Source organism: Halobacillus sp., assembly GCF_049282395.1.
Classification (GTDB): domain Bacteria; phylum Bacillota; class Bacilli; order Bacillales; family Halobacillaceae; genus Halobacillus.
This window is the reverse complement of record NZ_JBAPTY010000049.1, coordinates 1-14,027: the sequence shown is the minus strand read 5'-3', so window position 1 is coordinate 14,027 and position 14,027 is coordinate 1. Positions and strand designations below refer to the sequence as shown.

14 protein-coding genes are annotated in these 14,027 nt (G+C 40.2%); 5 read left to right on the top strand and 9 right to left on the bottom strand.

The window, feature by feature from the left end:
- On the bottom strand, nt 1–1,043 hold a 1,043-nt coding region (locus tag WAM07_RS02420; protein WP_422164470.1), incomplete at its 3' end, for a pullulanase-associated domain-containing protein.
- A 343-nt stretch (nt 1,044–1,386) separates the two neighbouring features.
- Here WAM07_RS02420 and WAM07_RS02415 point away from each other — a divergent pair.
- Nucleotides 1,387–1,575, top strand: coding sequence for a Spo0E family sporulation regulatory protein-aspartic acid phosphatase (locus tag WAM07_RS02415; RefSeq protein WP_422164468.1), 189 nt, complete (start codon nt 1,387–1,389; stop codon nt 1,573–1,575).
- Between the two features lie 394 nt (nt 1,576–1,969).
- The gene (locus tag WAM07_RS02410) at nt 1,970–3,022 is read left to right on the top strand and encodes an AbrB family transcriptional regulator (RefSeq protein ID WP_422164466.1); all 1,053 of its coding nucleotides are present in this window, start codon (nt 1,970–1,972) and stop codon (nt 3,020–3,022) included.
- Nucleotides 3,023–3,070: 48 nt separating this feature from the next.
- On the opposite strand, the gene WAM07_RS02405 is transcribed toward WAM07_RS02410, so the two are convergent.
- Nucleotides 3,071–3,271 carry a hypothetical protein gene (locus WAM07_RS02405; protein WP_422164465.1) on the bottom strand — a complete coding sequence of 67 codons (201 nt, stop codon included), beginning with the start codon at nt 3,269–3,271 and terminating at the stop codon, nt 3,071–3,073.
- 130 nt (nt 3,272–3,401) lie between these two features.
- Nucleotides 3,402–4,886, bottom strand: a complete 1,485-nt coding sequence (locus tag WAM07_RS02400) for a flotillin family protein (RefSeq protein WP_422164463.1) — start codon at nt 4,884–4,886, stop codon at nt 3,402–3,404.
- A 498-nt stretch (nt 4,887–5,384) separates the two neighbouring features.
- Between WAM07_RS02400 and WAM07_RS02395 the strand changes: the two genes are divergently transcribed.
- Complete coding sequence (locus tag WAM07_RS02395; RefSeq protein ID WP_422164462.1) at nt 5,385–6,230, top strand: STAS domain-containing protein; 846 nt, start codon at nt 5,385–5,387, stop codon at nt 6,228–6,230.
- A 31-nt stretch (nt 6,231–6,261) separates the two neighbouring features.
- Here the strand turns inward: WAM07_RS02395 and WAM07_RS02390 are convergent, their stop codons facing one another.
- From WAM07_RS02390 to WAM07_RS02375, 4 genes are all read right to left on the bottom strand, one after another.
- A complete protein-coding gene (locus WAM07_RS02390) occupies nt 6,262–7,137 on the bottom strand; it encodes an endonuclease I family protein (RefSeq protein ID WP_422164460.1) in 876 nt (291 codons plus the stop codon).
- 220 nt (nt 7,138–7,357) lie between these two features.
- On the bottom strand, nt 7,358–7,582 hold the full coding sequence (locus tag WAM07_RS02385) for a hypothetical protein (RefSeq protein WP_422164458.1): 225 nt from the start codon (nt 7,580–7,582) through the stop codon (nt 7,358–7,360).
- A 333-nt stretch (nt 7,583–7,915) separates the two neighbouring features.
- Complete coding sequence (locus tag WAM07_RS02380; RefSeq protein WP_422164456.1) at nt 7,916–8,959, bottom strand: FecCD family ABC transporter permease; 1,044 nt, start codon at nt 8,957–8,959, stop codon at nt 7,916–7,918.
- Nucleotides 8,956–9,960 carry a FecCD family ABC transporter permease gene (locus WAM07_RS02375; RefSeq protein WP_422164454.1) on the bottom strand — a complete coding sequence of 335 codons (1,005 nt, stop codon included), beginning with the start codon at nt 9,958–9,960 and terminating at the stop codon, nt 8,956–8,958. The genes WAM07_RS02380 and WAM07_RS02375 overlap by 4 nt, the downstream gene beginning before the upstream one ends.
- A gap of 196 nt (nt 9,961–10,156) precedes the next feature.
- Between WAM07_RS02375 and WAM07_RS02370 the strand changes: the two genes are divergently transcribed.
- Together WAM07_RS02370 and WAM07_RS02365 are read left to right on the top strand one after the other, a co-directional pair.
- Nucleotides 10,157–11,146, top strand: a complete 990-nt coding sequence (locus WAM07_RS02370; protein WP_422164452.1) for an ABC transporter substrate-binding protein — start codon at nt 10,157–10,159, stop codon at nt 11,144–11,146.
- A gap of 226 nt (nt 11,147–11,372) precedes the next feature.
- The gene (locus tag WAM07_RS02365) at nt 11,373–11,897 is read left to right on the top strand and encodes a hypothetical protein (RefSeq protein ID WP_422164451.1); all 525 of its coding nucleotides are present in this window, start codon (nt 11,373–11,375) and stop codon (nt 11,895–11,897) included.
- Between the two features lie 51 nt (nt 11,898–11,948).
- Here WAM07_RS02365 and panF read toward each other — a convergent pair whose 3' ends face one another.
- Together panF and WAM07_RS02355 are read right to left on the bottom strand one after the other, a co-directional pair.
- The gene (gene panF, locus WAM07_RS02360) at nt 11,949–13,415 is read right to left on the bottom strand and encodes a sodium/pantothenate symporter (RefSeq protein ID WP_422164449.1); all 1,467 of its coding nucleotides are present in this window, start codon (nt 13,413–13,415) and stop codon (nt 11,949–11,951) included.
- Nucleotides 13,412–13,693, bottom strand: coding sequence for a YhdT family protein (locus WAM07_RS02355; protein WP_014643188.1), 282 nt, complete (start codon nt 13,691–13,693; stop codon nt 13,412–13,414). The genes panF and WAM07_RS02355 overlap by 4 nt, the downstream gene beginning before the upstream one ends.
- Nucleotides 13,694–14,027: the final 334 nt, after the last annotated feature.

Here is a 14,027-nt window from a genome sequence, read left to right as displayed (position 1 = left end):
GCCGCTTTACCTACTGTGTCTTCATCATCATCTCTAGAGGCCGCCATCGATTTGGCGTAAGGATCAAGTGCTGTCCTGGTCTCACCGAATGCTTTTACTTCATACTGGTAGTAATAACCAGTTAAATCGTGAACCCCAGTGTTCTGCTCATTTAAGGTTACTTCAAAGACCCCTTTTTCACCTTTAGTCATAGGGACTGACTTTTGTACAACCTCATTCTGGTCCTGTTTATCGTAAAGAGTAACCGATACCTCTTCAGCTACAGGAGACCATACTTTGAGTTTTGTTGATCCATCTTTGTATAGGGTAGCTCCAAGATCGTTTCCGTCATAGGAAAATTTCTTATCAATCAATTGCCAGGAGGCCTTCGCTTTTGTTTCCTGATCATTAAACTTTACCGTGTAGGCTTTTGTTACCTCCAGGGCTTGCTTTATAGTTAATTGAGCCGTTTGACCTTCCACCTGAACCTCTTCGATCGTTAATGACGTCCCGTCGGGCTGCTTAATTGAAAAATCACCTTTTGTCCACTCAGCTGGTACATTACTTAAGTTAACCTCTACTTGATGATCTTCTATAATTTCAGCATATGTCAGATCTGTAGAAATTTCCGGTTGTTCTAGATACACATCGGCATCACCCTGAACAAGCCAGAATTCTCTTTCACCTGAGCTTGGAAAGCTTCTGTCTCCAGGTGTGTCCTTATCATCACCTTTATGTACGATAAAATTGAGTCCATTTTCAATATTTTCTACCGGGATGTCAGCATAAGCTCCCCAATCGGACTTGTTCTCAAAAAGTACGGGGGTACCCCAATCTACAACATAATTGATCGCAGGGTTCTGATCATCTTGATTCCACAAGTGCAGACCCCAGCCTTTATACTCTTCATCCATACGTTTATAATGCACTCTAATTTGATCCTCAGGTATGATTGATTTGCTCATATCTTCTCCACCTGCAAAGGATGGTGTGGGAAAAAAACTCATAAATAGAAACATAAAGAAACAAATCCCTCCAACAATAAAACATTGCAATTTACTCAAATTTACCCCTCCTTAAATTTTAAAAACCTATAACTTAATGATTAAACGTTTAACCAAGAAGATAAAAAAATGGAAACGTTAATTAAAACGCTTTCAATTAAAAATATAACATAAATTGGATATTTTTTTAGTTATTATGCCAATTTTCACAAAAGATTGGCACAATTACCTAAACATATTTTCTTATATCGATTTGATGTTTATAAACTTGCATTTGATACGCCATAAATATAAAATATGATAATTCAATGAATTTTTTTCCGAACGTAATGCATATAAAAGCCATCTAATGTTAATTTATTCGATGTATATTATATGCCAATGTATTTAGGAGGCTTGATCGATGAATAAAGAAAGTTTACAAACTAAAATTGAAGAAACGAGAAAATGTATGTATGAAGCTTACAATCAAGGTGAGGATTACAATAGAATTCTTAACATCTCTCAGCAGCTGGACGATTTACTAAACAGAATGGTAAAGTTCAATAGTAATTGTAAGTTTGTTTTACTTCTGCTCCCTATCCTTATATAAAAGCTTAGAAGTGCTTGATCTAGCATCCGCCAAAACTTAGGTGAATACATCATATTATCAATGAATTCACACAGCTATAACCCAATGACTTCAAGGCTTAATCCGTTCCATATTTTTCATGATTCTACTGTCTAACCCTTCGGGAAAGTAATGCTCTTGTTTGTTCACACAAATTCCATTGGTCAACTTCTTTATAGATTAAAATGATCTCATATCTACTATTTGTAAGCATATTCAGGAAATTAGGTGTTTTCCTTTTAATTGAGCAGTTTCCATGCACCCTTTGTCCTCTTGTGCTAAGCTTTAGTGAGTTAAAATTTGCGGCGTCTATTCATACCTTTTGAATAGATGCTTTTATTTTTTATCCCCCATCATAAAATTAGGTGTTGAGAACATGAAGAAACCGCTATTATTACTGGCTGGGTTTACAGCCGGTTATCTATTTGACTTAATGAGTGTACCAGCGGGATGGCTGCTTGGAGCTATGCTCGTTGGTGCTTTTTATCGTCTGTTCATTAATGAGGTTAGCTATCCCAATTATTTGTTTAATCTATCTCTTGCCGTTATTGGGATAAGCATCAGCTTAAGTATTCAAGTTTCGATGTTTCAAGAAGCTGCCAATTACTTGCTGCCACTAGCTGTAACACTGGTTACACTGCTTACAGCTAGCTGGTTCTTAGGTAAACTCCTTGCCAAATATTCAAACCTTGATGAGAAAACAGCCTTGTTTTGCTGCTTACCAGCTGGAGCTTCCGTAATGATGGCTCTAAGTAGAGAATATAATGCGAATATGAGCATGGTGGCCGCTTTTCAAACGGTAAGGATTATGATGCTCGTTTCTACTATTCCTATTGTTGCTGGATTTATGACGTCCTTTATATCTACTACAGATGCTCAAGGGACAAACTTATCCACTGGAAATGAAAGCAGCATGTCTATGTGGACCGCGATTTTATTTTACTTACTGCTTACAGTTTTAACTCTATTACTGGCACGGAAATGGGCAATTCCTATTGCTCCTTTCTTATATTCCATTGTGTTAGGATTTTTGTTCGTTACGTTGGTCCAGCCCTTACCCTCTATGCCAAATCTGATGGTTGGCGGTGGGATGGCTTTACTTGGGGTGATCATTGGTTCTCGCTTTGATAGGGATTCGCTGTTAGAAATTAAACAGATTGGCTGGATGAGCCTGGCTGTACTACTGGCCTTCTTCTTACTAACCTTTGTCATCACCTTTGTATTTTATATTTTGACGCCGCTTGACTTTATAACCAGCTTAATAGCTATTGTACCCGCAGGCGCCCCACAGATGGCATCCGTCGCATCTTCGCTTAATTTAGATGCAAGTATTGTAGCTGCCATGCAGGTCATTCGGTTACTGGTCATCATTTTAATTATTCCAATGCTCGTCCCGTTTCTGGTAAAAAAAGAATCAGACCATCTATAAATGTTGAATGTAAAAAAATGGGGGACCTGGTCCTCCATTTTTTTACATTCAAGAGTTATTAAGGGTCTGCTTTATTTCTTTTTCTCCGAGATACTCGTTTGCAGATTCTAACCTTTCGTGTTCATCAACAGAATCCCCTTCATAGCGTTCGTCTGAAAGAGGCTTGTCTGACTTCAATCCCGCTTCCACTTCCACTTCATTTGGATAGGACGATTCATGAATTTCAGGTTTGTTCACTCGTTTTTCCACATCAATCACCTCTTTAGGTAGTTTGAGGTTTTTAGTTGTGTTTATCCTATTAGGAATAAGTTTACATCCTTCTTCAAATGAAAAAAGCAGCATGGAGGAAACTTTTCCTCACATGCTGCTCATTTAGTTTTTATTCCTTAGGGTCTTGATCATCTTCCGTCGTCTTCTCCGACTCCTCTTCTTCCATAGTTGCAGAAGCTTCATTAAACTGCTTGGATGCTTCAGAAGAAAAGTTCGTTACATTACCTCTAGAAACATAACTTTCAAGCATAGCTTTCAAGTCCATTCCTGTTGTTTCCTTTAATGATTCCTGGATACCCAGCATGGTTGAAGTAACACTGTTCGCTACTTTCGCTGATCCGCCATTGGAATTGGATCCTCCCATGTCAATGACCTTCATATCCTTAATTTGTGATAGAGGAGCTGACACTTTCTCAGCATATTCAGGTAATACGTTAATAAGCATTTCTACAATTGCTGCTTCACCATAGTGTTCCATAGCTTTAGCCATCCGTTCTTTAGATTCTGCTTGCGCAATCCCTCTCTGACGGATAACTTCCGCTTCGGACTCCCCTTTTATTCTCTCTGTATCTGCTTCGGCTTCGGCTCGTTTGGTTACTTCATAAGCTTCCGCGTCAGCAATGGAACGGCGTCGTTTATTTTCCTCCTCTTCCAGCTCAACAGCTCGCTGTTTCTCTATGTACTGAACCTTAAGTTCTTCTTCTTTAATTTGCTGAGCAAGCTTTTGACGTTCTAATTCGCCCGCCTGATTCGCGTTTTCTTTTGCCCGGTTGGTATCTTTCTGGAACTCTGCTTCCTTGATATCCTTTTCCTTAGTTGATTCGGCAACAGCCGTAAGTCTCCGGTTTTCTTCATCTTGAGCTTCCTGATCATTTTTTGCCTGATAGATACGAGTCTCTTTCGTCGCATCCGATTCAGCCATATTTGCTTTCTTTTGAACCTCGGCGATGTGCGGCCGGCCTAGAGCATCAATATATCCATTTTCCTTGTCAACGTCTTCTACGTCGTTAAGAGCGAACGAAGTGATTTCAAAGCCCATTCCTTTCAAATCAGCTTCCGCTATTTTCTTAACTTGCGTATTCACTTCTTTAAAATCATTATAAATTTTTTCAATGGGAAGAGAAGCAATAATAGAGCGAAGGTGTCCATTTAACACATCTTTCAGTTCCGACTCACGCTCATTCTGTTTCTTTCCTAAGAATTTTTCAGCGAAGTTAGCCATAATTTCAAGTTCACTGCCAATACTGATTACAGCTGTACTTGCCACTCTCACTGGAATTCCTTCTTTGGTATAAGCTTTTTCTGAATTCACTTGTAATTGAAAAGAAGTTAAGTCAATTGGTGTGGCTGTTTGAAACATTCGTAAACGGTATCCACCGCCACGGATAATTTTCACAGATCGTCCATTCTCGTCCTCAAACACATTTTTTTCCTGCTCAGGATCTCCAAGTTTCGGTCCTGTCACAATTAAAGCTTCGTTGGAGCTAGCTGTTTTGTAACGCAGACGGAAAATAACAAAAGCGATAATTCCCCCTATAACCACAGTGACTCCTAATACAATTAGGATGATAGCGAGCAAAGTATTTTCCAGCAAATTTACAACCCCTTTTTCTATTTTTCACTTATTTTTACTATAAAAAAATAAGCTCACCATTCCGTAACGAATTCATACCGGATAAAGTTTCACAATTTAAGATATTTATTTTAAAAGTTGACTTTGAATTTCTCACCTTACAGAATACGCTTCTCAATGAAGAACCACCCACATTTCCTTTGAAAGTATTATTGTTTTCTCATTTAAATCAAGAGCCACTTCCCCCAATACAGTCAAAAGAAAGACTCTTAATCTATCTTGTTCTGAGAGGTATAGTATAGTTGTTTCTGAGAATCTTTCAGCAATTTGATTGTCCACCCTAATAATTAGAGAAAACCTTTACACGGTTAAGCCCGCATGTGAAAGGATAAATAATTGTTTTTCCATATATTAGTATTGAAATCAATAAAAAATTAACTTATATTACGATAAGTTTTAATGGTATAATTCCCTTATTATGGGTGAGCGCTTCCATTATTTAATCCTAAGGAGAATTAGATGCAGAGAGAATTTAAATATATTGGCGAAAAGATCATTGATCACAAATACCAGTTGGCTAAAACATATAGTAATCATATACCTACTATTTCTCAGGCAAATTTGGAAAAACGAGGGATGGACGAAAAAGAATATATGAATGTGCGAGAAGAGCTTGTGGAGTTTTCAGGTGAAATACTATTCAAAGCAGAAGATGAGGTATACGAAAAGGTTCAGAGCTGGGCATGGAAGGTCTCTTCTCTTACAATTGAACACGGGATATCTTTAACTGATTCCCTGCGAATTATTTCAGCCTATCAACCTATCATTTGGGATTTCTTCCAAGAGGAGCTGGAACTAGAGAAAATATCTCCGAAAACCGTAATTGAGACTACGAAAAAAATAGATCGCCTGGTGGACCTAGTAGTCAGGGTGTTTGGAGAAGTACACGAAAACCATAATCGTCAGCTTGCTGCCACCGCTTATAGTGCGATGGAAGAATTATCAGTGCCCGTAGTACCCGTAGCGGAAGGACTAGTAGTCATACCACTGGTTGGGGAAATCGATACGAATAGAGCGGAACTTATTAAAGAAGTTACCTTAACCGAAACAAGTGGAACCAAGATAGAGCAGGTTATCTTTGATATATCAGGGGTCCCTATCTTAGATACTATGGTAAGTAATGAACTCTTTAACATTATTCAGTCGTTAAAATTACTCGGCATCGAGACAAGTATTACAGGGATCCGCCCTTCCATTGCGCAGACCATCACATCATTAGGAATCGACTTTAGCAATATTCATACGTGTGCTACGCTTCAGCAAGCCCTGGCTAAATTTGGATTGAAAAGAGTAAACACCCCTTAACAGCTCCCTGCTGCAAAAGGGGGGGTTATCATTAATTGTTATATACTTGTATCATTTGTTCAGGAAAATCAATAAAAGGATTGCGATTTCCCTGAATGGAATAGATCGCCTGATTTCTATGCTGCTCATATACACCTGGAGGTTCTGCCTGGTGCCATTGAAGGAGTAGCTCTTCGTCCACTTTCTTTCTGTATCCGGGTTCAATTTCTTCAGGATATCTTAACAAGAAATACAGCATGGAACGAGCAACCGCACCTTTGGCATATTCGGGCTCAAAATATTCATTCTCTGCTTTTCCACACTGGCTTTCAATACGGTTTACTGCTGGCTCTTGATTGGGGTAATTTGCAAAATCGTAATAAGGATAGTTGCCTCTGATTGAATTACATCGAGGATCACATGTAAACAGATGATGAAGATCGCCTCGCATCGGTTCTTTTTTATCATACCAGGATTGGGGAACAGCGTGTTCACAGTTATATTTCAAAAGACTTGAGAATTCGCCCGGGATTTCAGTTTCTGCAAAGGCCGCTTTATTCTTCAAATAAGTTTCGAAATCTTCCTGAATGACATCTTCAGGTTCTCTTGCTTCACCTGAGTAAATGCTTCTCAGCTTTCCATCCGGTCTTAAATCGACCCAGGGATATACATATTCGCCAGGATCATAGCGAACCTTTTTCTTGTGGCTGGATTGTACTAATTCACCTAATGCTTTTCGATTCGCTTCTTGAAAGTTGATGTTCCTATAGTAGCTTTTTATGGATTGCTCGGACTTAACTGGGTCATAATACAATTTTTGATCTTTCAAGATATTCTCAACGGATGTTTTAGTTTGTAACAGACGCTGGTCCAGCTGCTTTACCTCTTCACGGTCTGCTAGCTTACGCTTTTCAAATCCCTGATCCATTGAAATTCCTCCTTTTCTGTATAACTCCATCCTTATTAATAAACCGCATGTTTTTCTCCCGTAACCCCCATTCCATAGTGAGTGGCACAACCAGCTTATATTCCTCTCACTATTAAAAAAAAAGCCACATCAACCGAGTAGCAGATCCAGACCACAATTAGTTAACATAATAATATTATGATTAATAATGATTCTGAATTCCCCAACTTAGAGCTCATCTTTAAGGGTCTCCATCTCCTCCAGAGCCCCCTCTTTCATAGTATCTTGCCGTTTTTTCATGTGCTTTGTCATATGCTTCTTCCTTTTTTGTTCTCCGCTGCTTGTTCAGTTCATCTCCATAGAACCGATTGGTGTTCCCGCCAAAGAAATCCCGAAGCATACCATACATCAATGGCAATACGAGTAAAGAAATAATTATCATTAAAAACCAAAACCCGCTGATCATTATGAAAGTATCCTCCTTAATATTTAAACTTTTCACAAATATTTTCTCATAATCTAATAAATGGTTAAATTAATACCCCTTACATTTGCTTATAGATTAATTTTGCAGAGAATCTTCCGATTGTGTTAGATCAGGTCTGTTCATCCTGCCCAGTGAAGGATTCGGGTGTTGGAAATAGCTCTCATTCTGCGGCCCTGTGTACTGGGACGAATAGTTTCGTGAACCATCTCGAAACTGGGTCTCTCATACAGTTTGATAACACTTTTGTGGAAAATCGGGCAGCTACGTTTAACTGATCCAAATAAAAAAAGAAGCCCTGTTGGACTTCTTTTTTTAAGAACGTTTACTTGTAAACAAAAGGAAAATAAAATAGGGAGCTCCTATAGTGGCTGTAAACACACCAGCCGGCACTTCTAAAGGTAAAAATACGGTGCGGCCGATTAAGTCTGCTCCCATAACGAGAATAGCGCCGATTAAAGCTGATATAGGAATTAGCGCTCCATAGGAGGACCCTACAAGACGTCTGGAAATGTGCGGAGCCATTAGCCCTACAAAGCCAATTCCGCCAGCAAATGCTACAGCAATGCCTGTGAGTGCGGTAGCTAGTATCAGGAAGATAAGCCGGTCCCTATTCAAGTTAGCTCCAATACCGGCAGCCGTTTCGTCTCCAAGCTCATGGGCGTTAATCCTTCTCGCTACCACCAGCGATAGGAACAATAACACCACCACGACGGGTATAATGACTCTCACCTCTTCCCAATTGGAACCATACACACTGCCTGTAAGCCATATGTTTGCCTGGGAAGCGCGGTAAATTGGACCTACAATCATAAGAGTAGTGATGATGGCTTGTGCAAGAGCGGATATGCCGACTCCAATGATGATTAACCTCATAGGTGAAATGCCATTCTTATAGGCCAGAACATAAAGCATAACCCCTACAATAGCAGCACCTGCAAAAGAAGCAAGAGGCATCCAGCTTATACTAACGGTTAAAGCATTATCTTCGTTACTGAAAACGGCCAGAAACGCTACAACCCCAACGCCGGCACCTCCCGTAAGACCGATAAAATCAGGCGAAGCCAGCGGATTTCGAATCATCCCCTGCAGAATGGCTCCGCTGACAGCGAGTGCCATACCTACAAACAAGGCATTCAGAATTCGTGGCATTCGAAAGGAATTTACAATCATCTGATTTGAGCTTTCTCCCTGTCCGGCAAAAACCTTTAATACGTCCACTGGATGAACAAAAAGTTGTCCCAATGAAGCTGAAAATAGGAAAACGACCAATAAAACGAATGTTAATACTCCTAAAATCGTTATTGTTTTAGAGTCATATCTCTTTCTTGTATGTCGAATAGAAGTTTCTTTACTCATGAGCTTTCTCCCCCTTTACGCGCTATATAGAAGAAGAAAGGCGTTCCTATTACTGCTGTCATAACGCCTACCGGTACCTCTTCCGGCATGATTACGTACCGGGCACCAATATCAGCTAACAACAGTAATACGGCTCCCAGAATCCCTGAATAAGGTACGACCCATCGGTGATCCTGGCCAACCATCCACCTTGCGAAGTGCGGTACCACAATTCCTACAAAACCAATAGGGCCTGCGACCGCTACAGCACCGCCAGCCAATAGTATAATAATGAGGCCTGTTACAGCTTTTATCCAAACCGTTCGCTGACCTAAGCCCTGGGCCACGTCTTCTCCCATAAGAAGAATGTTAATATGCCGGGCAATAAGTAAGGCACCAAGCCAGGCAGCAGCTAAATAAGGAAGCACTGGAATTAAGTGCTCAAGATCTCTCCCCTGGACAGATCCGGCCAGCCAGAATAAAACTTCATCCAGTGCTTTTTCATTTAATACCAGCATTCCTTGAGTGAAAGAAGAGAAAAGCGCTGCTATGGCAGCTCCAGCAAGTGTCAGCCGCATAGGTGTCAGCCCTTCTCTCCCTATTGAACCAATCGCATAAACGGTGATTGCCGCGAGCGCAGCTCCAGCAAACGATACCCACGTTAGCCCGCCAATAGGTACAGCAGGTAAATAAGCGATAGCAAGGACCACTAAAAAAGAGGCTCCAGCATTAACCCCGAATATTCCCGGTGAGGCTAAAGCATTTCTTGTTAAAGCCTGCATTAATACTCCAGCCATGGCCAAAGAAGCACCTACACAAGCTGCAATAATGGCTCTCGGAAACCTTACATCCGTAATAATGATGTGTTTATTTGATTGATTGAAATGAAAAAATGCCTCATAGACATCCGAAAAATTCACGTCTGTGTATCCTAAAATAACACTGGCTAAGGTAGACAGAAGGAGTACCAGTACCCCTATGAAGATCCCTATTCCTTTCCAGACTGTTGAATGTAATACCATAAAACCTTATCCTTTCAAACTAAAACTTCCCAAATCCTAGTAATAAGTCTATTTGTAGAACGTAAGAGTGTCAACGAATTTGAGAATCATTTTCAATTTAACTACAAAAACATGACAAAATCTATTGACTTCTTCCTCGATTTTATATAATCTCTTATTGTAAATGATAATCATATTCAATTAGGGAGTTGCTATTATGTTGAAAAGGTACTTAGCACCATTAGCTCTATTGATGGTTCTTTCATTAGTTTTATCTGCTTGCGGAAATTCTTCTTCTGAAGAAGATACTACCCAGGACGGCGGAGATAATTCTGACGATGCTGGATCTGAAAACTTTGAGCCATACACAATCGAACATGCAATGGGAGAAACTACTGTAGAGGAAAAGCCAGAGCGTGTCGTCATCCTTACTAACGAAGGTACAGAAGCACTTCTAGCTATGGGAGTTAAGCCTGTGGGAGCAGTTAAATCCTGGACAGGTGATCCCTGGTACGACCATATCAGTGATCAAATGGAAGGCGTAGAAGTTGTCGGGGATGAATCTAATGTAAACATTGAAAAAATCCTTGAACTGGATCCTGACTTGATCATTGGTAACAAACAGCGTCAGGAAGATATCTATGAAAAGTTAAACAAAATTGCTCCTACGATCTTCTCTGAAAAACTACGTGGCGAGTGGCAAAGTAATTTCATGACCTATGCTGAAGCTCTAAATATGGAAGACAAAGGTCAACAGCTGATCGACGAATATGATCAACGACTACAAGATTTTGCCGATCAAGCCGGAGATAAATTAAATCAAAAAGTATCGGTCATCCGTTTCTTGCCGGACCATGTACGAATCTATCATAAAGATTCTTTCTCAGGTGTCATTTTGGAACAAATCGGGTTCGAGCGACCTGAATCTCAGGATGTAAATGATTTTATGGAAAAAGCGACTAAAGAAAGAATTCCAGCCATGGATGGAGACGTCCTCTTCTACTTCACCTATGAACCAGGAGATGGAGCTGCAAGCAATCTTCAAGAAGAATGGTTAAACGATCCCCTCTTCCAAAACCTTGATGTAGTGAAATCCGGAGACGTTCATGAAGTAAGTGATGCAATTTGGAACACAGCAGGAGGATATATCGCAGCTAATGAGATGGTAGATGATTTGGAGAAATACTTCCTAGAAAATGAAGAGTAAGCTGAAAAGGAATGGCCGGATAATCCGGCCATTCCTTTTTTATAAAGTGATTCTGCATATCAGCTTGACCCAACGGTGATGTGTTTTCGTTGTACCTGCCTCTTTACAGCCTACGAAAAAGAAAGTTAAAAAAACGAAAGGTCGCCTCCCCTCTCGTTTGTGATGTGAGCGGGAACATTGTAAAATCCAAGATAGGATAAAAGATCAGCAGAAAGTAGGTTCGTTTATGAGTCGATTCATTAGTTTTTTGATCGTCGCCGTAATAATAGCAGGATGTTCGAGTCAGGATACAACTCAATCCAACCAGGAGAATGAGGCTACATCCGTGAATATAACTGAAAGGGAATTAGATGAGGTTTTGTTCATGTACAAAGGTCAGGACTATCAGGCCAAATACTATATTGAATGTCTGGCACAAGCTGAATGTGAAGATTTTCGTCAAAAGGAAATTAAAGTAACGGACAGTCTTGACCAGTTAAAAGAAGCCATTAAGCCGGGGTTAATCAATGCGGAAATAGGAGATAAAGTGCAAATTAAGTTTCCGGAAGGCTTTCCTGAACCTGATTTTCTCTCTTATCAAAAAATTCAAGGCGGTACTGCTATTGAAGAAAAAGTTACCAAACAGTCCATTACGATTAAAGGTGAAAAGGATAAGAATATGACTTACATCATTGATGCTTCCTGGGGAAGTTCAACAGTACCTACAGCCTCGGTGAAATTTGTTTTTCTTGTACCTCCAAAACCTCAGTAAGAAGCGGAAACTTCATTTAACCTGAAATTTCCGCTTTTTGTTTACTTATTGCTAAGCGCTCCAAAGTTTTTCATAAACTTCAGCTTGAACATCTTCATGGTGACGAACTGTAACCAGGCTTACACCTACATAAGCCATCAGGGATAAAATTACTGGCAGGACCACCGTATGCATACCAAAAGCGTTCGGCATAAACGAATGAAATAGAATATAACTCCCTACTCCTGTAATTATAGAAGCAAGTGCCCCACTCGCGTTCCCTTTCTGCCAATAAAGCCCCATAATTACTGGCCAGATAAAAGCAGTCTCCAACCCTCCAAACGAGAAGAGATTCAGCCAAATTAACAGTTCTGGGGGATTAACGGCCATAGCGAAAACAAGTACCCCAATAACAGCCGTTACACCTATACTGAAACGTTTAATCGTTTGATCATCTGCTTCCGGCTTTACATAGTTCAAATAAACATCTTTAACAACCGCAGAACTAACCAGCAGCAGCAGAGAGTCAACCGTAGACATAATGGCTGCCATGGGTGCTGCCAGCACAATTCCTGCCAGCCAGTTAGGCAGAACCTCCATCGCAATCTTAGGCATGACAGTATCCCCTACTTCTATACCCGGAAGGACTGAGCGGGCAAATACCCCGGTAAGATGCATACCAAGCATGATGAAACCGACTACAATGGTACCTATAATAAGAGCTTTATGCATGCCTCTGGAATTTTTATAAGACATCGCTCGTACAGCTACCTGAGGCAGTCCCACTACACCTACTCCAACTAGCACCCAGAATGAAGATACGTATAGCGGAGTAAGAGATTGATCGGAGCCAAATGGTGATATAAGAGCCGGGTTTTCTGCAGTTAAATCAGAAATAATATTCCCTATGCCACCACCCGCAATAATGGTTCCTATTAGAATGACCAGTGTACCCACAAACATGACTACACCTTGAATTGTATCCGTGATCGCTACAGCACGAAATCCGCCAATAATGACATAAACCAATACGGACACGGCAAATATAAACAATGCCGTTGTATAGGATAGGCCAGTGAGTGATTCGATTAACCGGGCTCCCCCAACCCATTGAGCAGCCATTGCCGAAAATAGAAAAATAATAATGCTTGCTGCTGATAAAACGACTACCCATTTACTTTGATATCTTTCTTTTAGGAAATCAATTAGAGTAACCGCTCTAATTTTCCTCGCCATGATGGCAAACTTTTTGCCAAGAACAGAAAGTACAAAATATCCGGTTGCCAGTTGAGACATGGAGAGTAGAACCCACCCAAGTCCCATCGTGTAAGCAACTCCCGGTCCTCCCACAAAACTGCTTGCACTTCCATATGTAGCTGTCATCGTCATGGCAAGGATAAATCCCCCCAGCTGTCGACTGCCAAGAAAATATTCCTGTAGAAAGTTCGAGGTGGATCTAATATGCTTTGAAGCATAGAAGCCTACACAGAAAATAATCACCAGAAATAATAAAAGCGGTATAATTACCTCCCCGTTCATTCCTCATCCTCCTCTTCAAACGACACTTCTTTGTACAGATACTTAACAGCCAGCATCACTAATATAACGACTACAATAGTCGATGCAATGCAGCTGTAGAAAAACCAAGCCGGCAGTCCCCAGATATAACTATACTCTTCTACGGGTTTTGAACCCAGCCCGTAGGCAAACCCAAACCACAATGCAAAATTGATCATGACCAGAACAATCCCGATTAAGGCTTCTCGATTAGCTACACGATACCTTGCATCCTCCTCGAATCGTTTCGTTTTTCTCATAAATGTACTCCTTATTTAGTAGATTTCAGTAGAATCCTATTGTTTTTACCATAACACCTGTAGGGGAAGTTACAGAAACTAACCGCTTCATTTTATATGAGTTGAATGGGATGGTTCAAGAACAGAAACTCGTAGTTTTAGCCAAAACCTGTTTCCGACAATTTGATAACTAGCTTAAAAGTCCCAAATCCATTCCTTTGACAAACCTGTTTTTATTTTTTAATCTAAGATTATGTTAATTAGTATGTATAGCAACTATTTTTCTGGTGGCATACCATAGAGAGGGATAGACCATGAAGTTATCTTTTGAAGATTATATCAGCATTAAAATCCA

What these genes read in the sequence shown, in the direction of transcription:
- WAM07_RS02415 (WP_422164468.1), top strand. Translation starts at nt 1,387, where the DNA reads ATGAATAAAGAAAGTTTACAAACTAAAATTGAAGAAACGAGAAAATGT.
- WAM07_RS02410 (WP_422164466.1), top strand. Translation starts at nt 1,970, where the DNA reads ATGAAGAAACCGCTATTATTACTGGCTGGGTTTACAGCCGGTTATCTA.
- WAM07_RS02395 (WP_422164462.1), top strand. Translation starts at nt 5,385, where the DNA reads ATGCAGAGAGAATTTAAATATATTGGCGAAAAGATCATTGATCACAAA.
- WAM07_RS02390 (WP_422164460.1), bottom strand. Translation starts at nt 7,137, where the DNA reads ATGGATCAGGGATTTGAAAAGCGTAAGCTAGCAGACCGTGAAGAGGTA.
- WAM07_RS02385 (WP_422164458.1), bottom strand. Translation starts at nt 7,582, where the DNA reads ATGATCAGCGGGTTTTGGTTTTTAATGATAATTATTTCTTTACTCGTA.
- WAM07_RS02380 (WP_422164456.1), bottom strand. Translation starts at nt 8,959, where the DNA reads ATGAGTAAAGAAACTTCTATTCGACATACAAGAAAGAGATATGACTCT.
- WAM07_RS02375 (WP_422164454.1), bottom strand. Translation starts at nt 9,960, where the DNA reads ATGGTATTACATTCAACAGTCTGGAAAGGAATAGGGATCTTCATAGGG.
- WAM07_RS02370 (WP_422164452.1), top strand. Translation starts at nt 10,157, where the DNA reads ATGTTGAAAAGGTACTTAGCACCATTAGCTCTATTGATGGTTCTTTCA.
- WAM07_RS02365 (WP_422164451.1), top strand. Translation starts at nt 11,373, where the DNA reads ATGAGTCGATTCATTAGTTTTTTGATCGTCGCCGTAATAATAGCAGGA.
- panF (WP_422164449.1), bottom strand. Translation starts at nt 13,415, where the DNA reads ATGAACGGGGAGGTAATTATACCGCTTTTATTATTTCTGGTGATTATT.
- WAM07_RS02355 (WP_014643188.1), bottom strand. Translation starts at nt 13,693, where the DNA reads ATGAGAAAAACGAAACGATTCGAGGAGGATGCAAGGTATCGTGTAGCT.